Origin of the sequence: Streptomyces daqingensis (assembly GCF_014645895.1) — a bacterium.
Lineage (GTDB): Bacteria > Actinomycetota > Actinomycetes > Streptomycetales > Streptomycetaceae > Streptomyces > Streptomyces daqingensis.
In genome coordinates, this window is record NZ_BMMP01000007.1 from 233,890 (window position 1) to 253,563 (window position 19,674).

The window sequence follows — 19,674 nt, forward strand, 5'->3', positions numbered from 1 at the left end:
GGGAGGGCGCCGCTGCCGCACCACCTTTGGTCTCCGGATCGAGCACCCTGGGCGTCTGCTTCGACCTCAAGGACAGGAAGCCCGGCGCCGCCCTGGAGAAGCTGCGCAGCCGCTGGGCGCACAGCGGACTGCGGGTGTACTACACGGCGTACACCCATCCCGAGATCGCGGAGAAGGTGTACGGCAAGGGCGGCGGCCCGTTCGCGGACTTCGAGAAGGCGTACCGGCGCGAGGCCGGCGAACCCGTCTCCGCCCTCGACAGCGGCCAGGCGATGCTCGGGCACGACGCGACGCTCACCATCGGCAAGGCCGCCCGCACCGCTGTACGCGTGTACGGGACGCGGGCCGTGACGCCGCGCATGGTGCTGGCCATGCTGGAGCAGACGAACGGCAAGCTGCGGGTGCGCGGGGTGAGCGGCGAGACCGCCTTCGACCCGGACACGGGCGAACCGGTCGGGCGCCCGCTGGCGCTGGTGGAGCTGAACCGGCCGCCGGAGGGGGGCGGCAGCGGCGGGAAGTACCGCTTCGAGGCGGCGATCACGCCGTGACCCCCGCGGGCGGTCGCGGGGGTTCGGGGTGGTGCGGCCCTCAGGCCGCGAGCAGGAGCGCCAGCGCCGCGGCGGCGGGCAGCGCCTGGACGTAGAGGATGCGGCGGTTGACCGTCAGGGAGCCGTAGAGGCCGGCGGCGAGCACGCAGCAGAGGAAGAAGACCTGCACCTGGGGGCCCGTGGGGTCCGGGGCGAGGAGCCCCCAGACGAGCCCCGCCGCCAGGAAGCCGTTGTAGAGGCCCTGGTTGGCGGCGAGCACCGCGGAGGCGTCGGCGAACTCCTCAGTCGTGCCGAAGGTGCGCCGCCCGCGAGGAGTGCGCCACAGGAACATCTCCAGGACCAGGAAGTAGAGGTGGAGCGCGGCTATGACGCTGACGAGCAGCAGGGCGGCGGTGTGCACGGAGGTCTCCCGGAAGTGGTGAGTTGGATTTCACGACCAACTGAACGGCCGGGACGCTAGCGCACTTTGGTTTGTTTTTCCAACCATCTCTCGGCTAGATTGCCGCCATGGCCAGGAGAGAGGTGAACCCGCGCGACTGCTCGCTGGCCTCGGCGCTGAACGTCGTCGGGGAGAAGTGGTCGCTGCTCGCGCTGCGCGAGGTGTTCTACGGCGTCCACCGCTTCGACGGCATCGTCCGCAACACCGGTGCCCCGCGTGACGTGCTCGCCGCGCGGCTGCGCACACTGGTCGACGGCGGGGTGCTGCGGCGCGTGCGCTACTCCGAGCGGCCGCCCCGCGACGAATACCACCTGACGCGGGCAGGCCGGGAGCTCGCACCCGCGATGCTGGGCCTCATGCGGTGGGGCATGCGATGGGTGCCCGGCGCGCCCACCGACCCGACGGTCTTCACCCACGACTGCGGCGGTCCGCTGGACGCGGGGATCGTATGCGGCTCGTGCGGCGAACAGGCCGGGGCAGGCGGCGTCACGATGCCCGGCTCCGGCTCGGGCTCGGAAACGGGTTCCGATCCCGGCCCGGGTTCCGAGACCGGTCCCGGCCCGGGTGCCGGGTGAGGCTCCGGTTCCTGGTTCCGGTCGAGGCCCTGGCTGCGGGGCCGGCTCATCCCAGCACGCGCAGTCTCGCTCCCTTGTTCCATGCCTCCAGCAGGCCGCGGTGGACGGCGGTCACCTCGTGCCGGGCGGCCACCAGCAGGGCGTCGCGGGTGAAGGGCGCTGACGCGACGAGCAGCGCGACGTCGGCCTCGTACTCGAGCTTCGCGACGCCGGCGAAAGCCAGCACGTCGCCACTGGTGATGTGTGCCCCGGAGTGGCGCGTCCGGCACCGGACGACGAGGCGGCGTCCGTCCGCTGCGTGCCCGAGCATGTCGGCGAAGCCGTCTCCGTAGCCCCCGCCTCCGCTCTCCCCGCGTGCGACGGTCAACTCCGCGCAGCCGTCACGCCGGCAGAGCCAGGCGACATGACGTCCGAACTCCCGCGAGTCCATGGCGTCCAGCGCCGCCATCGAACCGGCCGCTCCGTTCTCGCGGACCACGCGCCTGAGCCGGACCGTCTCCGCCTCGTTCTCCGCGAGCCTGCGCCGCAGCTCCCCGTGCGCGTGCATCACCTGGTTCAGCAGCGGTACGACAGTCCTGCCGACGACGCCGCGCACCGCCTCCTCCGCGATCTCGCGTACCCGGCCCTCCCGCGCGGCGTGCGGCACCCCCTGCTCGGCGACGCACGCCGCGATCCGCTGGTCGAGCCACTCGATGAGACTGTGGACGACTGCGTCGTCCACAGGCGCGCCCGGGCTCTCCGCTCGCGTGGCCTGCTCCGTGTCGAGCAGGTACGTGCGCACCCGCCGCGCCACGTCGCTGTCGCGCAGCAGCATCGCGACGTTGAGCACGGCGCGACGGGTGAAGAGCGCGAGGTGCGCACGGCCCTGTGGATAACTCTCGGAGCAAAAAGACAAGTTGTCCTTTTCAAAAATGCGCAGGTCAGAGCCTCGCAGCGTCCGGAAGCCGTTGCCGGTCAGCTCCTCACGGTGGCGCTGCACGAGTTTGCCCACAGCGTGCTCCGAGACCTCGAAGTACCGCGCCACCATCCGCGTCGTCACATGCACGCCGTCCGGCAGCAGCGACAGCGCCTTCACCTTGTCGAGCGCTTCGGTGCGCTCCGCTACGGACGCGCGCAGCGTCTGCGATTCGAGCAATGCGCCTTCGTGCACCACGACGGATCCCCCTCCCACCGGGCACGCACCCGGTTCCGGGGCAGGCGTCCCCGCTGACGCCACCCCCGTGAGGATCAACGAGGCCGCGCCAGGGGAAGGCACGCTCGAAAAGCGTGCATGCTTGCGAATCGGCGCGGGGTTGAGCGGGCCGGCGCACACCTCTACCGCGAGCGCCCCCGTAGCCCGGCACTCAGAGCTGCATCTTGAAGCCCAGGTGGGACGCCTCGAATCCGAGCCGCTCGTAGAAGCGGTGAGCCTCGATGCGGGTGGCGTCCGAGGTGAGCTGGACGAGGGAGCACCCCAGCCGTCGCGACTCCGCGACGGCCCATTCGATGATCTGGCTGCCCAATCCCGTGCCGCGGTCGTCCGAGTGGACGCGGACGGCTTCGATCAGGGCGCGGCTGGCACCACGCCGCGACAGCCCCGGAATGACCGTGAGCTGCAGGGTGCCGACGGTGCGGCTGCCGCGTTCGGCGACGACGAGGTACTGGTTGGGGTCGGCGTCGATGCGCTCGAACGCGGCCCGGTACGTCTCGGGTTCGTCCGGGCTCTCGCGGCGTGCGCCGAGGGGGTCGTCGGCGAGCATGGAGACGATGGCAGGAACGTCGTCGGCGGTCGCCCGGCGCATCGTCACGGGCGAGTCCGCCGGTGACGGGGAGGGCGGTGTGGATGACGGAGTGCCGGTGGTCATGTCCGCAGCTTACGTCTCGGTTTTGGCCAGAGGTCGGACTCGTTGGCAACGTGCGCATCCGTGCCGCAGCGCACCCTGCCTGACGTGACTTCGCAGCTCCGCGCGGCCCGCGGCCGGCCGGCGTCCGTCAGCCCGCGGGTTCCAGTGCCCGCACCGCGCTTACGAGGGGCGCCAGTTCGGGACGCTGCTCCGCCGCGTCGAGCGCGTCGCGGAGAGCCGCGTCGTGCGTGGGGCGAGCGGTTTCGAGAAGGGCGTGGCCCGCCTTGGTGACGTTCGTATAGATGCCGCGTCTGTCTGTCGGGCAGAGGTAGCGGGTGAGCAGGCCGCGCTCCTCGAGCCTGTTGACGAGACGCGTGGTGGCGCTCTGGCTGAGGACGACGGCGTCGGACAGCTGCGTCATGCGGAAGTGACCGCCGTCTCCGTCGTGTTGCTCGCTGAGCACGTCGAGGACGGAGAACTCCCGGACGCTGAGGCCGTGTTCCGCCTGGAGCGCGCGTTCGATCCGGGCCTCGATCCGCCCGTGCAGTGCGGACAGCGCGCACCAGCCCTTGGCGGGGACGGGATCCGGTCGCGACATGGCGCCCTCACTTCCTCTTGCGGTACGTACGGACCGTGCCTCGTCGAGCGGCCCCTGCCCCGTCTCGGGGCGGGCCGTGCTCCCTCGGCGCGCGTCTGCCTCTCGGCGGGTCCGGCGGCACCGCGGACAGGGGGCGCCGCTCGGTATTCCACAGGTTAGTGCAGGGCGAAATTTCCAGCTCGCACCCGTATGCGGCGCCTGCAAACACCGTCCCGGCACCCCGGCCGGGGAGGGCTGCCGCCGGAGAAGACCGTGGAGGCGGCGTCCGCCCGGCCCGGCCTGAGGGAGAGGGCCGCCAGCGCGTCGGCGGCGAGCGTCAGCCAGAACTCGGCGTAACCCATCGACACCAGGCCAGTCCCCACAGAAGAGACGGAGACCTCCGCGAACGCGTCCGGATTGCGGACGCTCGCGAGGGCCGGTGCGAGCAGGCACAGCGAGGTGCCGAGCCGGCCCGCCGAGACGGTGACGTGGGTGACGAGGAAGGCTTTCCGCGGGGGCGCGTGAGCTGCGGCAGTCGCGGCATGTCCGACGTGGTGCCGCCGTGGTGCTCTCCACGTCTGACGGCCGGAGTAACCGCCGCTGCCCGGCGGCGAGTAGGCGCCCGCCCCCACGGCGCTTCCAGGGCCGCTTCTACGATCGGCCCATGGTTCCTTCTCCGCTCGCGTCCTCGCAGCCCGGCGCCGGGCAGGCGCCGCGCCGCCCCCGGCTCCACCTGTTCGACCTGGACGGGACGTTGATCCACGGTTCGTCGGCGGCCGTCGAGATCGCGCGCCAGCTGGGTCTGGACACCGAGATCCGCGAACTGGAGTCCGCGTTCTCGGCCGGGGCGCTGACGCCTCCGCAGTTCGCAGCGCGCGCGTGCGAGCTGTGGTCGGAGCTGACGGACGAGCACGTGGGCAGGGCCTTCCTGCAGGCGCCGTGGCTGGCGGGCATCCGCGAGGTGTGGGAGGACATCCGGGCACGCGGTGAGCACTGCGCCGTCATCTCGCTCTCGCCGGACTTCTTCGTCAGTCGCCTGCTGCGGCAGGCCCCTCCGTCCCCGCGCGGCGCCTCCGCCTCCCCGGACGCGGACGCCGGGTCCGCCCGTACGGGCGCCGATGCGACGTACGGATCGCGGTGGCCCTCGATCCCCTTTCGGGAGCCCGTGAATCCGGCGGGGATTCTCTCCGCGGCGGCGAAGGTACGGATAGCGGACGAACTTTGCGCGCAATTCGGTGTATCGAGAAATGAGTGCGTCGCGTACGGCGATTCGATGTCCGACGCGGAGCTGTTCGCCAGGGTGCCGACGTCGGTCGCGGTGAACGCGGACCGCCACCTGCGGGGTCTCTCGTCGTACGAGTACCGGGGGCGTGACCTCCGGGAGGCATACGGACTTGTCGGCACGCGTCCGTAATTCCTGTCAGTGGTGCCCGTCACGTGATTCGCCCGGGCTGTTCACGGGACTTGTGCGACGAAGTGACAACGGTATGGTCGAGTCCGCATCGTGCGGTACGTCAAACCGCTGCCGGTGCCCCGGGGGTCGAATCACCGAAACGTGCGAAATGCGTGACTGCGCAGATTGTCTGTAAGAGTTCGAGGCGAGGCAGACCATGACGACCACATCGGCCGGCAACGGTCCGTCCGCGGGGGACGGCGGAAGAGGCGACGGCAGAGAAGACGACGACTGGGGCTGGTTCAGCCGGCCGCAGCCGCAGGCCGGAAGCCCGACCGCCGAACAAGGGACCACCTGGCACCAGGAGGAAGAGACCGGGGCGACGCGCGCCCGGGACAGTGTGGAGAGCAACGCGGCGGGGCGGGCCACCGACGCATGGGCCTCCCGGGAACAGGCCGTACGCGAGCAGGCGGGACGCGAAGGCGCCGGCCGTGAACAGGCCCCTCGCGAACAGCCCCCTCGCGAATCCGGGCGGCAGTCCCTGAGCCCGGTCGCGGCGAACGCCGGTCCCGGCGCGCTGCGCACCCGGCTCGCCGGGGCGACCGGACAGCCGGGCGCCACCGACGGCGGGGGCCTCGACGAGTTCGACGCCTTCGGCGGAAGCGGTGGGGACCGTCCGGCGCCCGCGATCGACGTGCCCACGCTCGACGTCCCGACCGTCGACGCCGGCCTGGAACTGGCCCGCCGGCACCCCGACCCGGGCGCGCGCCGTGGGCCCGCGCCGGAGAGCGCACCCGCCCCGCCGCCCGCGCCGGACGCCGACCCCGTCGAGTCGCGTGACGCGATGCTCATCCGCCGCACCATGCAAGAGGTGGAGCCCGTAGCGGACGCGGCGACCGCGTACTTCTACGCCCTGCTGTTCGTCGAGCACCCCGAGCTGCGCGAGCTCTTCCCGGCCTCCATGGACACCCAGCGCGACCGGCTCTTCCGCGCGCTGCTGACCGCCGTGCGCCTCGCCGAGGACCCCGACGTCCTCACCCGCTACCTCTCCGGACTGGGCCGCGGGCACCGCAAGTACGGCACCCGCCCCGAGCACTACCCGGCGGTCGGCGAGTGCCTGCTGGGCGCGCTCGCCCAGTACGCGCCCGGCACCTGGAGCCAGGAGACCGAGGACGCCTGGGTCCGCGCGTACACGCTGATCTCGCAGATCATGATCGACGCCGCGGCCGAGGACGAGATGCGCGCCCCGGCATGGTGGAACGCGCAGGTCGTCTCGCACGAGCTGCGCACCTCCGACATCGCGGTGATCACCCTGCGCACCGACCAGCCGTACCCGTTCCTCGCGGGCCAGTTCACGAGCGTCGAGACGCCCTGGTGGCCGAGGGTCTGGCGGCACTACTCGTTCGCCTCCTCGCCCCGCTCGGACGGCCTGCTCACCTTCCACGTGAAGGCCGTACCGACGGGATGGGTCTCCAACGCGCTCGTCCACCGCGCCCGTCCCGGCGACGTGCTGCGGCTCGGCCCTCCCGCGGGCGGCATGACCGTGGACCACTCCACGGACGACGGTCTGCTGTGTCTCGGCGGCGGCACGGGGATCGCCCCCATCAAAGCGATGGTGGAGGATGTCGTGCAGCAGGGCCGCAGACGGCCCGTGGAGGTCTTCTACGGAGCGCGCAGCGATCACGACCTCTACGACCTGGAGACGATGCTGCGCCTGGAGGAGCGGCACGACTGGCTGTCGGTGCGGCCGGTGGTCGTCAACGGGCCGGGGGCGGGCCGTGCGCAGGTCCTGTCCGGTCAACTGCCGGACGCCGTCAGGCAGTACGGCCCCTGGAACTCGTACGTCGGCTACCTGTCGGGCCCGCCCGGCATGATCCGCAGCGGCCTGGACGCCCTCGTCGAGGCGGGCGTGCCGGCCCACCGGATACGGCACGACGCGGTGGCGGAGCTGAACGTCGGGAGCGAATAGCGGCGTCCGGGAGCGCGGCGCGCGGGACGTACGCACACCACCGCGCCCGTGGCGGCCAGAACCGCACAACCGCATACGGCAAGCACAACAGCGACAGCAGGACGGCACGGGGGGCTCCGTGCGCAGCAGAGCAGTTGGCAGAGGAAGGGGAAGGGGTCAGCGGCGTGGCAGAGGCTGATGCGGCACATCCTCGGGATGGCCAGAACGCGCGTGCGCAGCACGAGAACGAGAAGTCGGAAGCGCACTGGTTCGAGCGCCGTGACCGCCACGACCGAACGGCCTCCGGAAGCGGCGCGCGCGAAGAGCACAGTGCCGTCGGCGAGGAGCACGGGTTCTTCGGCGGACCGTCGCGCCCCGGCAGCGACGGTGAGCGCGTGCTGCAGCGCCGGATGGGCACCACCGACCGGGCGGAGCGCTTCTACGACGAGCAGGTGCTGGACCATCTCAACGAGCGGATGCGCGAGTTCGTGCAGCGCCAGGAGATGTTCTTCCTCGCGACGTCGGACCGTCACGGCGAGTGCGACAGCAGCTTCCGTGCCGGGCCGCCCGGATTCCTCCACGTGCTGGACGAACGCACCCTGGTGTACCCGGAGTACCGGGGCAACGGCGTGCACGCCAGCCTCGGGAACATCGAGGAGAACCCGCACCTCGGCATCATGCTGATCGACTTCACCCGCGCCAGGATCGGGCTGCACGTCAACGGCCGCGCCAGCGTGCTCAGCGACGCGGAGATCCGCATGTCGCACCCGGAGCTGCCCGCGGACCCGGTGCCCGGGCGCAAGGCGCAGTTGTGGGTGCGGGTGGAGGTCGAAGAGGCCTACATCCACTGCGCGAAGCACATCCCCCAGCTGCAGCGCGCCCCGAAGCGCACCGCTCGTGAGTGGGGCACGGACGACTACAAGCGCAAGGGCGGCGACTTCTTCGGCGCCGCACGCGACGCGCGGGAGCGCGGGACCGCACACGGAACCGGACGCGGGGGCGCCAAAGGGCGCGAGCGCGAGCAGGTCCCGGCGATGCAGACCGCGCAGGGGTACGCGGCGTCACGCGGGCAGCAGCAGCAGACGCCGCCGTCCCCGTACGACGAACTGCCGGGCTACGGGCGGGAAGAGGCCTACGAGCCCGGGGGCCAGGGGGCGCAGGCCCACGGGTCCGGGGCCCGTGTGTCCCATGCGCCGGTGTACGGGGCCGGGGCGCCGGACGCGGAGCCGGCCGGGGCGGGAAGCACGTCGCCCGGGGCGGGAAGCGTGCCCGAACCCGTGTCCCTGGCTGACACCACGGGCACCGCGGACACCACGGGGACGGCGGCAGCGCACCCGGTCGTGCCGGAAACCGGGGCCGGCGCGGCTGCCGTGACCGGTTCCCCGTCCGGGACCGCCTCCGGAAGCACGTCGTCCGCCACGGAGTCCGTGACAGCGAGCAGCTCCGGTACGGATCTGTTCGGGAGCGACCGCGAATCGGCCTGGCAGCTTCCCGAGATGCCGCCGCCACCGCGGCTGCTGAACGCGCCCCCGGCCCAGCGCGCCGCCGGTTCCCAGCAGGACGCCTCGGTGTACTCGGGGAGTACGGACTGGCCTTCGTCGCTCTCCGCCGGTTTCGCGGCGACCTCGTCCCCGGCGCAGGGCGCGCCGACTGCTGCCGACGGGGCGTCCGGAGCGATCGCCGCGCGGGGGGCGGCCGCGGCGGGGCGCGGTGCCGACCCGCACGCCTGGCGGCAGGAGGCCGAGGCGGCGCTGGCCGAGGCGCAGCGGCGCGGTGCGGTGAGCGGACAGAACTCGTTCCAGGGCTGGTTCGGCTGACGGTCCGCCCGGCCGGAGGGCCCGCCCCCGGCCGGAGCGTCCGGCGGACGTGCGGCCCGCGGCCGGAACTGCCTGCCGGCCGTGGACCGTTCACCCCAGGTCGGGTGCCAGCAGCGCCAGTACGCCCTCGATGTTCCGTTCCAGGTAGGAGCGGAGCGCCGGCGGGACGACGTCGACGGAGGTGACGCCTTCGCGGGTGAACGGCACCCGCACGATGTCGTACTCGCCGCTCGGCTCGTCCACTTCGGGGCCGTGCCTGCGGGAGAGGTCCATGGACACCAGCCGGCAGACGAAGAAGTGCTGCACCTTCACGCCGCTCTCGCCGCTCTCCGTGGTGTGGGGCACCGTGTCGACGAAGGCGGGAACCACGTCGGTGACCTTGCCGCCGAGTTCCTCGTCCACCTCGCGGTGCAGCGCGTCGACGACGGTGCGGTCGACCCCTGGTTCGACGCCGCCCCCCGGCGTGATCCAGTACGGCTCCAGCCCCGGTTTGGTGCGTTTGATGAGGACGAGGTGCGGAGCGGCCGGAGCAGGGCCTCCGGCGGAACCGGTGCCGCCGCAGTCGAGCAGGACCGCGCGGGCGGTGCGTTTGACCACGTGACGTTCATGGGCCATGGATGAGGTCTGGCCCGCGGCGGGACGCGTCAAACTCCCTCCGCCGAGACGCCCGTCGTACGCCGTGTCCGCCGCGGCGGCGCGGACCCGGTCCCCCTGCGGATGCGGAACGGTGGCGAAAATCTCCACGGAGCTATATCGATAATGTCGCGACAGTCACTGGACATCGACGCAGAGTCAACTAATCTGGTTTTGAACGGTTCTTCGCGCGTTGAACCGTGAACCGGGCGGTTCGAGGCATGAGGGGGGAGCCTCGAACCGCCTGTCGCGTACGGGGCGCGGGTGCCTGGGCTTACGCGTGATGCGTGGCGCCGCACGCTCCGGCCGTCGGGAGACGCGCAGCAGCGGATACGCATGGCGGCCCCGCTCAAGAGCCCGCCCCCTGACCGTGGTTGACGTCGAAGAAGTACACGCCGCGCTTCCACGCCACCGCGAGCGCGTCCCCCGAAGGCGTCCACGCGCAGCATCCGTGGTCGTCGTCGGAGCGCATCATGGCCGCGCACTCTCCTCGGACGGGGTCCCACAGCCGCACGGTGTGGTCCCAGCCAGCCGTCGCCACGAAGGTGCCGCCGGGCGAGACGGCGAGCCCGCTGATGCGCGCTGTGCGTGCGGTGAGGGTTTGCAGGCGCCCGGCGGCGACCCCGGCGAGCCTCCGGTCCGTCCGCCCTCCGGCCGCCCCGCGCCGCCCCCGCCTACCGCTACGGTGTCTTCTCGAACTTGTCGCACTGCCAGTCGCGGAAGTCGCCGTGTTTCTTCCACATGCGGTGCGCGGCTTTGATGTTCCATTCCGGGTCCAGCGCCTTGCGCGGTGTTCCGCCCATCTGCTCGACGCGGGACTCGTAAAGCTGGAAAACTCCCCAGTTGCGGGTTCCGTTGTTGTTGGAGAGGATGTACAGGGGGTCCAGATTCGACTGGCAGCGGGCTATTGCCACCGCGCGGTCCGGTGCTTCCTTGAACACTTCGCGAATTCGCTTTTCGACGCGGTCCTCGGGCCAGCTTCTGAGCCGCGTTCTTTCTTCGTAGAGTGCCCTCTTCGTCGTGTCGTCCACGACTCCGTTCGGCGTTATTCCGGCCAGTACCTGGAATGCGATGACGCGTCTCAGCGTCTCGGGTCCGAACGAGTCGTCCACGGCCAGTTCGCCGCCCGCCCGCTTGAGCAGGAGCTGGACCTCCCGTACGCACTTGTCGTTCTGGCGGCCGAGGTTCACCGGCCCCTCGCAGGTGTCCGCGAAGAGCGGGCGGGCCCCCTCTTCCCGTCCGCCGTCGCTCGTGAGGCCGATTCCGGCGGCGACAGCGGACACGACGGTCACGACGGCGGCTGCCGCGATCAGCGGACGCCGGAACCGGTGCAGGACGGACGCGTCCGCGGACGGTTCGGACGCGGGCGGTGGGCCGGCCGCTAAGGCGGCCGGCTCTCGCGCCGGCGCCGTGGTCGTGGCCGCTGCCGTCCCCGTGGCTGCCGCCGCCGCTCCGGGCCTCCGCTCCCCGGGCTTCTTCTCCCCGATCCGCTTCTCGGCCGTCTTCGCCTCGGCCCACCTGGCCGCCCACTCCTGCCTGTCGCCGCCCAGGGCCGCGGCGATGTCCACCGCGTTGACCTGCTTGACGAGCACTTCCTGCTCGATCAGCCGGTGGGCGGTGTCGTGGCTGCAGTGCGCGTCTTTGCCGATCTTGCGGAATGAGGGATTCCCGGCGCCGGCCCGCAGCGCCCGGATGTCACGGAAGAAGGCCGCCCGGACCTCGTGCGCGTCCGGTTCGTCATTGTCGTCGACCATCTGCACCCACTTGAACGAATTGGCCTCTGCGAATCGGAACCTCGCCTGCCACGGGCCGGAACCGGTGTCCGAGGATATCCGAAGTTCTCCGAAAGCGTCCGGACTCCTGGCGTTCCGGTATCCGCGGCTGAGACGTTCCTCTGGCACGGGCACCAGACTTCATCGAATTCCTGGCCGTGGGTCCAGGGGAAAAGGAGTGCATTGTGAAGAGGATTCTCAAGCGGTTTGCCGTCTCCACCGCGGCCGTCGGGGTACTGGCATCGGGAATGGTCGTCGCCGGCACGTCGGAGGCGATGGCCGCGGCGCCCTGCGGACTCAGCTACACGGTGGGCGACGTTCCGGGCGGGCCCCTGAAGGTCGTCTACTACGACATCCGCAACTGCCACAACAAGGCGGTGAAGCGGAAGCTGGACATCGCCGGAACCACCGACGGGCCCTGCCTCACCATTCCCGCCGGAAAGACGGTCTCCAATGAGCGCATCATCGCGGGATGGGCGGGCGTACGGGGCATCAAGGCCTGCTGAAGCCTGTCCGACAGCCCCTGAAAATACAGCCGCCGGCGCTGCGCGCATGCGATTCGGAGCGCGGCCCTGATCCGCCCTGACCGCCATGCCGTAAGACCGGCCGCCCCGCTCGTCGACACGGGGCGGCCGGTCTCTCATCCGGCTTCCGTCAGCGCTCGGTCAGGGGCAGATAGACGCGGTTGCCGCCTTCCGCGAACTCACGGGACTTGGCGAGCATGCCCGCCTCGATCTCCTCCTGTCCGAGAGGGCTCTCCTCGCCGCCGTCCGGGCCGAACCGCTCGTTGATGTCGCGGCTGATCCTCATCGAGCAGAATTTCGGCCCGCACATCGAGCAGAAGTGGGCGACCTTCGCCCCCTCCGCGGGCAGCGTCTCGTCGTGGAACGACCGGGCGGTGTCCGGATCGAGGGCCAGGTTGAACTGGTCCTCCCAGCGGAACTCGAAACGCGCGTCGGAGAGAGCGTCGTCCCAGTCCTGGGCACCGGGATGGCCCTTGGCGACGTCCGCCGCGTGGGCCGCGATCTTGTACGTGATCACACCGGTCTTCACGTCGTCCCGGTCGGGCAGACCCAGATGCTCCTTGGGCGTGACGTAGCAGAGCATCGCGGTGCCCCACCAGCCGATCATGGCGGCGCCGATGCCGCTGGTGATGTGGTCGTAGCCGGGGGCCACGTCCGTGGTGAGCGGGCCGAGGGTGTAGAACGGCGCCTCGTCGCAGACCTCTTGCTGGCGGTCGATGTTCTCCTTGATCTTGTGCATGGGCACGTGGCCCGGGCCCTCGACCATCGTCTGCACGTCGTGCCGCCTGGCGATGCGGTTGAGCTCTCCCAGCGTCTCCAACTCGGCCATCTGCGCTGCGTCGTTGGCGTCGGCGACGCATCCGGGACGCAGCCCGTCACCGAGGGAGAAGGTGACGTCGTAGGAGCGCAGGATCTCGCACAGCTCGGAGAAGTGCGTGTAGAGGAAGCTCTCCTCGTGGTGCGCCAGGCACCACGCGGCCATGATCGACCCGCCGCGCGAGACGATCCCGGTCCTGCGGCGTGCCGTCAGCGGGACGTAGCGCAGCAGCACCCCGGCGTGCACCGTCATGTAGTCGACGCCCTGTTCGCACTGCTCGACGACGGTGTCCCTGTAGACGTCCCATGTCAGCTCCTCCGCCTTGCCGTTCACCTTCTCCAGCGCCTGGTAGAGCGGCACCGTGCCGATGGGGACGGGGGAGTTGCGCAGCACCCACTCGCGGGTGGTGTGGATGTTGCGGCCGGTGGAGAGGTCCATGACCGTGTCGGCGCCCCACCGGGTCGCCCACGTCATCTTCTCCACTTCCTCCTCGATGGACGAAGTCACGGCCGAGTTGCCGATGTTGGCGTTGACCTTCACGAGGAAGTTCCTGCCGATGACCATCGGCTCGGTCTCCGGATGGTTGACGTTGGCGGGCAGGACGGCACGGCCCGCGGCGATCTCGTCGCGTACGAACTCTGGGGTGCGCTTCTCGCGGATCGCCGCGTACTCCATCTCCGGCGTCACCAGGCCGCGCTTGGCGTAGGCGAGTTGGGAGACGGCCTCCTGGCCGCCGGACCGAGCCCGGCGGGGCCTGCGGGCGCGGCCGGGGAAGACGGCGTCGAGTCCGTCGAGCCCGGCATGTGCGCCTCCGTCGCCGACGCGGCCGCGCGGGACGGCGCCGCCCCGTGGAGTGGTGTGCCTGATTCCGTCGTCCTCGGGCCGCAGTTCACGGCCCGCGTACTCCTCCGTGTCGTCTCGTTCGATGATCCAGTTCTGGCGCAGCGGGGGCAGGCCGCGGCGCACGTCGGTTTCGATGGCGGGATCGGTGTACGGCCCGGACGTGTCGTAGAGCGTGACGTCCTTGCCGTCGGTGAGGTGCACGCGGCGGACCGGGACCCGCAGGTCGGGGCGCGAACCGCTCAAGTAGCCCTTGTGCCGGCCGAGTCCGGTGGACCCGGACGCGGCGGACGAAGGCGTGTGTGCATCCTGCATGGTCATGCGACCAACTCCCTACGCCGGCATTACCCGGTAACAGGTTCGGCGGTCGGCGCAGCCGTCTCCGTCTCCGGCGAACTGCCGTACGGAAGTCAGCGCCCTCTCAGCCCCGTGCTCGGAGCTCCCGCGATGTGCAAAGGCGTACTCACGCTAGTGCCACGGTGACAGAACTGACCAGAGCGCCTCCGGTATTGCGATGATCGGGGCGTGACACCGACACCTCCGTTCCGTCCCGGCAGCCCCGGCGGAAACACGCCTCACACCGGAGCACCCGGGCAGGTGCCGGGGCAGGCGCCCGGACAGAACAGCGGACACGACAGTGGACACGGCAGCGGGCACGCCCACGCTCACGCCCACGGTTCCCACGGCCATTCCCACGGGCACGGACCCCCCGCGCCCGTCTCCCGCCATCTGCGGAAAGTCATCGCGGCGGTGCTCATCCCCTTCGCCGTCGCCGTCGCCGCCGGCCTCGTCGCGCTCTGGCCCGGCGGGGTCCCGGGCCACGACGAGGACACGGGCCTCGGCTTCGACCGGCCCACGCTCGCGGCACGCGTCACGGCGGTGAAGGTCGTCGACTGCGAGGACGTGAACGTACGCCCGCCGTCCGGCCAGCCGGGGCAGGCGCCCGGACAGTCCGCCGGTGCGCAGGGGCAGGGCGGCGGCGAGGCGTCCGGCGGCACCTGCCGCAAGGCGACCGTCGAAGTAGCCGAGGGCAAGGACAAGGGCGACACCTTCACCGAGGTCGTGCCGCCCGACGCCACCCGCACCTACTCGGCCGGGCAGGAGGTGGTCGTCGCGTACGCGGCGAACGCGCCCCGCGAGCTGCGCTACAGCGTCGTCGACGTCGACCGGGACGTCCCGGTCGTGCTGCTGGCGTGTGTGTTCGCGCTCTTCGTCGTGCTCGTCGGAAGGATGCGCGGCATGCTCGCCCTGGCCGGTCTGGCCGTGAGCTTCGCAGTGCTGTCGTTCTTCATCCTGCCCGCGATACTGCAGGGTTCGAATCCGCTGGTGGTGGCTGTCGTCGGAGGCAGCGCGATCATGCTGGCGACGCTGTACCTCTGCCACGGCTTCTCCGCGCGCACCTCCGTGGCCGTGGTCGGGACGCTGATATCGCTGCTGCTCATCGGCGTGCTCGGCTCGCTCTTCATCGACTGGGCACGGCTCACGGGCAACACCGACGACCAGACCGGCCTCGTGCACGGTCTCTTCCCCGGCATCGGCATCCAGGGCCTGCTGCTCGCGGGCGTACTGATCGGCTCGCTCGGTGTGCTCGACGACGTCACGGTCACGCAGACGTCAGCCGTGTGGGAGCTGAAGCAGGCCGATCCCGGGGCGGGCTGGCGGAAGCTGTACGGCGCGGCCATGCGGATCGGCCGCGATCACATCGCCTCCGTCGTCAACACGCTGGTGCTGGCGTACGCGGGTGCCGCGCTGCCGCTGATGCTGCTGTTCTCCATCGCGCACAGCAGCGTCTCCACGGTGGCGACGAGCGAGGTCGTGGCGGAGGAGATCGTCCGCACGCTCGTCGGCTCGATCGGCCTCGTCGCGTCCGTCCCGGTCACGACGCTTCTGGCGGCGCTCGTGGTGTCGGCGGACCGCCGGGGCGCCGTACCGGCAGCGGCCGGCCCGGCGGGCGGCGCCTCCCAGGCGTCCGCGACCACGTCGGCGGCCGCTCACGCGGGGCGCGAGGGTGCGCCCGCTCCCGTCACCAGTCGTCGCGGCGGGAGGAGGAGGAAGCCGAGGTGAAGTGCCGCACCACGTAGATGAGGCCGCCGACCAGAGCGGCGAAGATCAGCAGCTTGAAGAGGAGCCCGACGAGGAAGCCGACGACGCTGAGGATCAGGCCGCCGAAGACGACGACTGCGATCAGCGGGATCGCGACCCACTTCACCCACCACGGCAGGCTTCTGATGATCCCCTTGGCGTCCATTGAACCGCTCCCGATGGCCGGCCGGCCCGTGTGCGGACCGGTGAGTGCGAACTCCGCGGCAGGTCCTGCCGCCTTCCGACTCCGATGCTAGGACTCGCCGGTCCGCGACGGGAGGGCCGGAGCCCCCGGTCCTCCCCTGAACCGCCCCCTACGCCGACCCTGAGCCGGGCCTGTCCGGTCCGTCCGGCCTGTCCGGCCGTCTCCGGGGCCGGCCCCGAAGGCGGCTGGCTGTGTCAGCCCTCAGGGGGCGCGAAGACGACCATCATCCGCAGGTCCTCGCTGATGTGGTGGAACTTGTGCGGCGTCCCGGCCGGTACGTACACGACGCTGCCGCGCGCGACGGCGGTCGTCTCGGTGCCCACGGTGATCGCGCCGCGTCCGCTGACGACGAGGTACACCTCGTCCTGCCGGTGCGGCTGCTGCGGGTCGACGGTGCCCCGGTCGAGGGCGTACAGGCCCGCCGACATGTGGCGTTCGCGAAGGAACTGAAGGTACGCCCCGTCGTTGGCGGCCCGCTGGGCCTCCAACTCGTCCAGCCGGAACTCCTTCATCTCGCTGCCCACCCCGCTCTTCCGTTCCACCCCGCCAGGGACCCCGTGTGCTGCCGGCGTCCGGCTCTGCCACGATCACACTATGACGAATTTCCTCATCAAGACGCTCGCCAACGCAGCCGCCCTCGCGGTGGCCACATGGCTGGTCTCCGGTGTCGAGGTCACCGGCACCGGCACCGGCGAGAAGACGCTCACGCTGATCATCGTGGCACTGATCTTCGGTGTGGTGAACTTCGTGGTGAAGCCGCTGCTGAAGTTCTTCTCGATGCCGCTGCTGATCCTCACGCTCGGACTCTTCACGCTCGTCATCAACGCCCTCATGCTGATGCTCACGTCCTGGGTTTCGGACCAGGTGGACGTCAACTTCCATGTGGACGGCTTCGGTTCGGCCTTCCTGGGCGGCCTCGTCATCTCCATCGTGGCGTGGGCCCTGCACATGGTTCTGCCCGACCGGGACTGAGGCGGCATGCACGAGTACAGCGTCTGCTTCGTCTGCACCGGCAACATCTGCCGCTCACCCATGGCGGAGGCCGTATTCCGCGCCCGGATCGCGGAGGCGGGACTGGACGGCGAGGTCGTCACCAGCAGCGCGGGCACCGGGGGATGGCACGCCGGAGACCCCGCGGACCCCCGCACGGCCGCGCTGCTGGAGGAGACGGGATACGAACTGGACCACGTGGCGCAGCAGTTCCGACGGGACGGGTTCGCGGACCACGATCTCGTCGTCGCCCTCGACGAAGGCCATGCCCGTGAACTGCGGGCTATGGCGCCCTCACCGGGGGACGAGGCGAAGATCCGGCTCCTGCGCGGCTACGATCCCACGGCGGCCGAGGACGACGGCTTCGGCTTCGACGTTCCCGACCCCTACTACGGCGGTCCCGAGGGCTTCGAGGAGTGCCTCCGGCTCGTCGAGGCGGCGATGTCCGGACTGATCGCCGAGGTCGCCGCGGCGCTGGAGCAGCGTGCGGGGGACCGGGGCGCCAGCGGAAGCGGCGCGAGCGCCCCCGGCGGCGCCGGAAGCAGAGACGACAGCACAGGACGCCCCCTCGTGGGCGAGCACAACAGCACAGGAGAGCACCCATGAACGCCGTCGCCGACCGCGTGGCGCAGCTGACCGACGCCGCCGAGGCAACCGGGGCGTACCCGTTGCCCGGCGGGGACATCTGCGACGCCTGGCGCATCACCCTGCGCGGCGGCCCGCTCGGTCCCCACAGCACCGTCTTCGCCAAGTCGCTGGCCGACCCGCCGCAGGGCTTCTTCGAAGCGGAGGCCGCGGGGCTGGCGATGCTCGCCGTCACCGGCGAGGTGGCGGTCCCGCGCGTCCTGGCCGTCGCCGACGACGTGCTGGTGCTGGAGTGGGTCGAGCCCGCGTACGGGAGCCCGTCCTCGCAGGAGGCCGAGAGATTCGGACGGGACCTCGCCGCGATGCACGACATCAGCGGCACCGTCTCCTACGGCACCCCCGGACGAGCCGCCTACCTGGGCACCCTCCCCCTGCCGAGCCCCGACGAGAACGTCTCCGACCCCGCCGACTGGCCCCGCTTCCACGCCGAGTACCGGCTGCGGCCCTTCCTGCGCGAGGCCTTCGACCGGGGCGGCATATCCGCGTCCGACACCCTTGACGTGGAGCAGCTGTGCGAGGAGATCGGCAAGGTGGCCGGGCCGCCGCAGCCTCCGGCGCTGATCCACGGCGACCTGTGGTCCGGCAACGTGCACTGGGCGGCGGACGGCCGCGCCAGGCTGATCGATCCCGCAGCTCAGGGCGGCCATCCCGAGACAGACCTGGCGCTCCTGGAGCTGTTCGGCTGCCCCGAGCTCTCCCGTATCCTCGCCGCGTACGAAGAGGTACGTCCCATCGAGGGCCGCGCGGAGCGTGTCCCTCTCCACCAGCTGCAGCACCTGCTCGTGCATGCGGTCCTCTTCGGCGGCGCGTACGGCGCGAAGTGCGGGGAGGCGGCACGGGCCGCGCTGCGCCAGGGCTGACGGCGCGGCCCGCGCCGGCCCGGCCGTCCCGACAGGAGAGCACCCATGAGCACCGACCGCGACGCGACCCGGGTCGTACGGGCCGGCCTCCCCGACGAGGAGGCCTACGCCCCGCCGCTGCCCGGCCCCGTCTTCGCCGCCCACTACCACCTCCCCGGTGACGTCGCCGGCGCCCCTTACACCTACGGCCGCGACGCCAACCCCACCTGGACCGGCCTGGAGAGCGCCATCGGCGAGCTGGAGTGCCCCGGGGACGAGGCCGCGCACACCGTCGCCTTCGCCTCGGGGATGGGCGCGATCTCCGCGGTGCTGCTCTCCCGCGCCCGGCCCGGCAGCGTCTTCGTGCTGCCCGACGACGGGTACAACCTGCTGGCCGCCATGCGGGAGCGGCTCGAGGCCTTCGGCGCCGAGGTCCGCACCGCGCCGACGGCCGGGGACGCCCAACTCGCCCAGCTCGACGGGGCGTCGCTGCTGTGGATCGAATCACCGTCGAACCCCGGGCTCGACGTGTGCGACATCCGGCGGCTGACCGCCGCGGCACACGAGCGCGGCGTTCTCGTCGCCGTCGACAACACGCTGGCCACGCCCCTGGGGCAGCGCCCGCTCGAACTCGGCGCCGACTTCTCGGTGGCCAGCGGCACCAAGGCGCTGACGGGGCACGGCGACATCCTGCTCGGCTACGTCACCTGCCGCGACCAGGAGCTCGCGGACTCCGTCCGGCTGTGGCGCAAGCACGTCGGCGCCATCCCGGGCCCGATGGAGGCCTGGCTCGCGCACCGTTCGCTGGCGACGCTCGACGTACGCACCCGGCGTCAGGCGGAGAACGCGCGGGCCGTCGCGGAGGCCCTGCTGGAGCGGCCGGACGTCACCGGTGTACGCCACCCCGGGCTCCCCGGCGACCCGGCGCACGAGGTGGCGGCGCGGCAGATGAGCCTCTTCGGCTGCGTCGTCTCCTTCACGCTTCCCGGCAAGGCGGAGGCGGAGCGGTTCCTCGGTGCGCTGCGCCTCGTCGACGACGCGACCAGCTTCGGAAGCCTCCGCTCCACGGCGGAACGTCGCGGCCGCTGGGGCGGTGACGCCGTGCCGGAGGGTTTCGTGCGCATGTCTGTCGGCGTGGAGGACGCCGAGGACCTCGTGGCGGACGTCCGGCACGCGCTCGACGTCGCCGCGGGCGGCTGAACCGGCC

The 19,674-nt window shown here is 71.4% G+C and carries 21 protein-coding genes and 2 pseudogenes; 11 read left to right on the plus strand and 12 right to left on the minus strand.

Annotated elements, in window-relative coordinates:
* The first annotated feature begins 26 nt into the window (after window positions 1-26).
* The gene (locus tag IEY56_RS12700; protein ID WP_189037248.1) at window positions 27-548 is read left to right on the plus strand and encodes a type 1 periplasmic-binding domain-containing protein; all 522 of its coding nucleotides are present in this window, start codon (window positions 27-29) and stop codon (window positions 546-548) included.
* Between the two features lie 40 nt (window positions 549-588).
* On the opposite strand, the gene IEY56_RS12705 is transcribed toward IEY56_RS12700, so the two are convergent.
* Entirely contained in the window at window positions 589-948 is a 360-nt protein-coding gene (locus tag IEY56_RS12705) for a DUF1304 domain-containing protein (protein ID WP_189037249.1), read from the minus strand.
* Between the two features lie 107 nt (window positions 949-1,055).
* Between IEY56_RS12705 and IEY56_RS12710 the strand changes: the two genes are divergently transcribed.
* Window positions 1,056-1,562 carry a winged helix-turn-helix transcriptional regulator gene (locus tag IEY56_RS12710; protein ID WP_189037250.1) on the plus strand — a complete coding sequence of 169 codons (507 nt, stop codon included), beginning with the start codon at window positions 1,056-1,058 and terminating at the stop codon, window positions 1,560-1,562.
* A gap of 46 nt (window positions 1,563-1,608) precedes the next feature.
* Here the strand turns inward: IEY56_RS12710 and IEY56_RS12715 are convergent, their stop codons facing one another.
* The 4 genes from IEY56_RS12715 to IEY56_RS12730 all read right to left on the minus strand — a co-directional run bounded on the left by IEY56_RS12715 (window position 1,609) and on the right by IEY56_RS12730 (window position 4,594).
* Window positions 1,609-2,715 carry a restriction endonuclease gene (locus IEY56_RS12715; RefSeq protein WP_189037251.1) on the minus strand — a complete coding sequence of 369 codons (1,107 nt, stop codon included), beginning with the start codon at window positions 2,713-2,715 and terminating at the stop codon, window positions 1,609-1,611.
* A gap of 190 nt (window positions 2,716-2,905) precedes the next feature.
* Window positions 2,906-3,406: a GNAT family N-acetyltransferase gene (locus IEY56_RS12720; protein ID WP_189037252.1), complete on the minus strand. Its 501-nt coding sequence runs from the start codon at window positions 3,404-3,406 to the stop codon at window positions 2,906-2,908.
* 127 nt (window positions 3,407-3,533) lie between these two features.
* On the minus strand, window positions 3,534-3,983 hold the full coding sequence (locus tag IEY56_RS12725) for a MarR family winged helix-turn-helix transcriptional regulator (RefSeq protein ID WP_189037253.1): 450 nt from the start codon (window positions 3,981-3,983) through the stop codon (window positions 3,534-3,536).
* A 155-nt stretch (window positions 3,984-4,138) separates the two neighbouring features.
* Window positions 4,139-4,594: a hypothetical protein gene (locus tag IEY56_RS12730; RefSeq protein ID WP_189037254.1), complete on the minus strand. Its 456-nt coding sequence runs from the start codon at window positions 4,592-4,594 to the stop codon at window positions 4,139-4,141.
* A 32-nt stretch (window positions 4,595-4,626) separates the two neighbouring features.
* Here IEY56_RS12730 and IEY56_RS12735 point away from each other — a divergent pair, with 32 nt between their 5' ends.
* From IEY56_RS12735 to IEY56_RS28425, 3 genes are all read left to right on the plus strand, one after another.
* Complete coding sequence (locus IEY56_RS12735; RefSeq protein ID WP_189037255.1) at window positions 4,627-5,376, plus strand: HAD family hydrolase; 750 nt, start codon at window positions 4,627-4,629, stop codon at window positions 5,374-5,376.
* Window positions 5,377-5,572: 196 nt separating this feature from the next.
* Window positions 5,573-7,324 (plus strand): globin domain-containing protein, encoded by a 1,752-nt coding sequence (locus IEY56_RS12740; RefSeq protein WP_189037256.1) that lies wholly within the window; start codon window positions 5,573-5,575, stop codon window positions 7,322-7,324.
* A 164-nt stretch (window positions 7,325-7,488) separates the two neighbouring features.
* Window positions 7,489-9,120, plus strand: coding sequence for a pyridoxamine 5'-phosphate oxidase family protein (locus IEY56_RS28425; RefSeq protein ID WP_229711832.1), 1,632 nt, complete (start codon window positions 7,489-7,491; stop codon window positions 9,118-9,120).
* A 90-nt stretch (window positions 9,121-9,210) separates the two neighbouring features.
* On the opposite strand, the gene IEY56_RS12750 is transcribed toward IEY56_RS28425, so the two are convergent.
* The 4 genes and pseudogenes from IEY56_RS12750 to IEY56_RS12760 all read right to left on the minus strand — a co-directional run bounded on the left by IEY56_RS12750 (window position 9,211) and on the right by IEY56_RS12760 (window position 11,507).
* Window positions 9,211-9,735, minus strand: a complete 525-nt coding sequence (locus IEY56_RS12750) for an NUDIX domain-containing protein (protein ID WP_189037257.1) — start codon at window positions 9,733-9,735, stop codon at window positions 9,211-9,213.
* A gap of 367 nt (window positions 9,736-10,102) precedes the next feature.
* On the minus strand, window positions 10,103-10,228 hold the full coding sequence (locus IEY56_RS28835; RefSeq protein WP_268241326.1) for a hypothetical protein: 126 nt from the start codon (window positions 10,226-10,228) through the stop codon (window positions 10,103-10,105).
* 36 nt (window positions 10,229-10,264) lie between these two features.
* A pseudogene (locus IEY56_RS29070) lies at window positions 10,265-10,360 on the minus strand (hypothetical protein); the annotation flags it as partial.
* Between the two features lie 73 nt (window positions 10,361-10,433).
* The gene (locus IEY56_RS12760) at window positions 10,434-11,507 is read right to left on the minus strand and encodes a peptidoglycan-binding protein (protein ID WP_189037258.1); all 1,074 of its coding nucleotides are present in this window, start codon (window positions 11,505-11,507) and stop codon (window positions 10,434-10,436) included.
* A gap of 203 nt (window positions 11,508-11,710) precedes the next feature.
* Between IEY56_RS12760 and IEY56_RS12765 the strand changes: the two genes are divergently transcribed.
* Complete coding sequence (locus IEY56_RS12765) at window positions 11,711-12,031, plus strand: hypothetical protein (RefSeq protein WP_189037259.1); 321 nt, start codon at window positions 11,711-11,713, stop codon at window positions 12,029-12,031.
* 148 nt (window positions 12,032-12,179) lie between these two features.
* Here IEY56_RS12765 and thiC read toward each other — a convergent pair whose 3' ends face one another.
* The gene (gene thiC, locus IEY56_RS12770; RefSeq protein WP_189037260.1) at window positions 12,180-14,027 is read right to left on the minus strand and encodes a phosphomethylpyrimidine synthase ThiC; all 1,848 of its coding nucleotides are present in this window, start codon (window positions 14,025-14,027) and stop codon (window positions 12,180-12,182) included.
* 204 nt (window positions 14,028-14,231) lie between these two features.
* Between thiC and IEY56_RS12775 the strand changes: the two genes are divergently transcribed.
* On the plus strand, window positions 14,232-15,770 hold the full coding sequence (locus IEY56_RS12775) for a YibE/F family protein (RefSeq protein WP_189037261.1): 1,539 nt from the start codon (window positions 14,232-14,234) through the stop codon (window positions 15,768-15,770).
* Here the strand turns inward: IEY56_RS12775 and IEY56_RS12780 are convergent.
* Window positions 15,730-15,954, minus strand: coding sequence for a DUF5326 family protein (locus IEY56_RS12780; protein WP_189037262.1), 225 nt, complete (start codon window positions 15,952-15,954; stop codon window positions 15,730-15,732). The two genes, IEY56_RS12775 and IEY56_RS12780, sit on opposite strands and share 41 nt — an antisense overlap.
* A gap of 233 nt (window positions 15,955-16,187) precedes the next feature.
* Window positions 16,188-16,505: a cupin domain-containing protein gene (locus tag IEY56_RS12785; RefSeq protein WP_189037341.1), complete on the minus strand. Its 318-nt coding sequence runs from the start codon at window positions 16,503-16,505 to the stop codon at window positions 16,188-16,190.
* A gap of 82 nt (window positions 16,506-16,587) precedes the next feature.
* Between IEY56_RS12785 and IEY56_RS12790 the strand changes: the two genes are divergently transcribed.
* The 4 genes and pseudogenes from IEY56_RS12790 to IEY56_RS12805 all read left to right on the plus strand — a co-directional run bounded on the left by IEY56_RS12790 (window position 16,588) and on the right by IEY56_RS12805 (window position 19,667).
* Complete coding sequence (locus IEY56_RS12790; RefSeq protein ID WP_189037263.1) at window positions 16,588-16,965, plus strand: phage holin family protein; 378 nt, start codon at window positions 16,588-16,590, stop codon at window positions 16,963-16,965.
* A gap of 6 nt (window positions 16,966-16,971) precedes the next feature.
* Window positions 16,972-17,472 (plus strand): annotated as a pseudogene (locus tag IEY56_RS12795) (low molecular weight protein-tyrosine-phosphatase); the annotation flags it as partial.
* Window positions 17,473-17,585: 113 nt separating this feature from the next.
* Window positions 17,586-18,488 carry a fructosamine kinase family protein gene (locus IEY56_RS12800; RefSeq protein ID WP_189037265.1) on the plus strand — a complete coding sequence of 301 codons (903 nt, stop codon included), beginning with the start codon at window positions 17,586-17,588 and terminating at the stop codon, window positions 18,486-18,488.
* A 45-nt stretch (window positions 18,489-18,533) separates the two neighbouring features.
* On the plus strand, window positions 18,534-19,667 hold the full coding sequence (locus tag IEY56_RS12805; RefSeq protein ID WP_189037266.1) for a cystathionine gamma-lyase: 1,134 nt from the start codon (window positions 18,534-18,536) through the stop codon (window positions 19,665-19,667).
* Window positions 19,668-19,674: the final 7 nt, after the last annotated feature.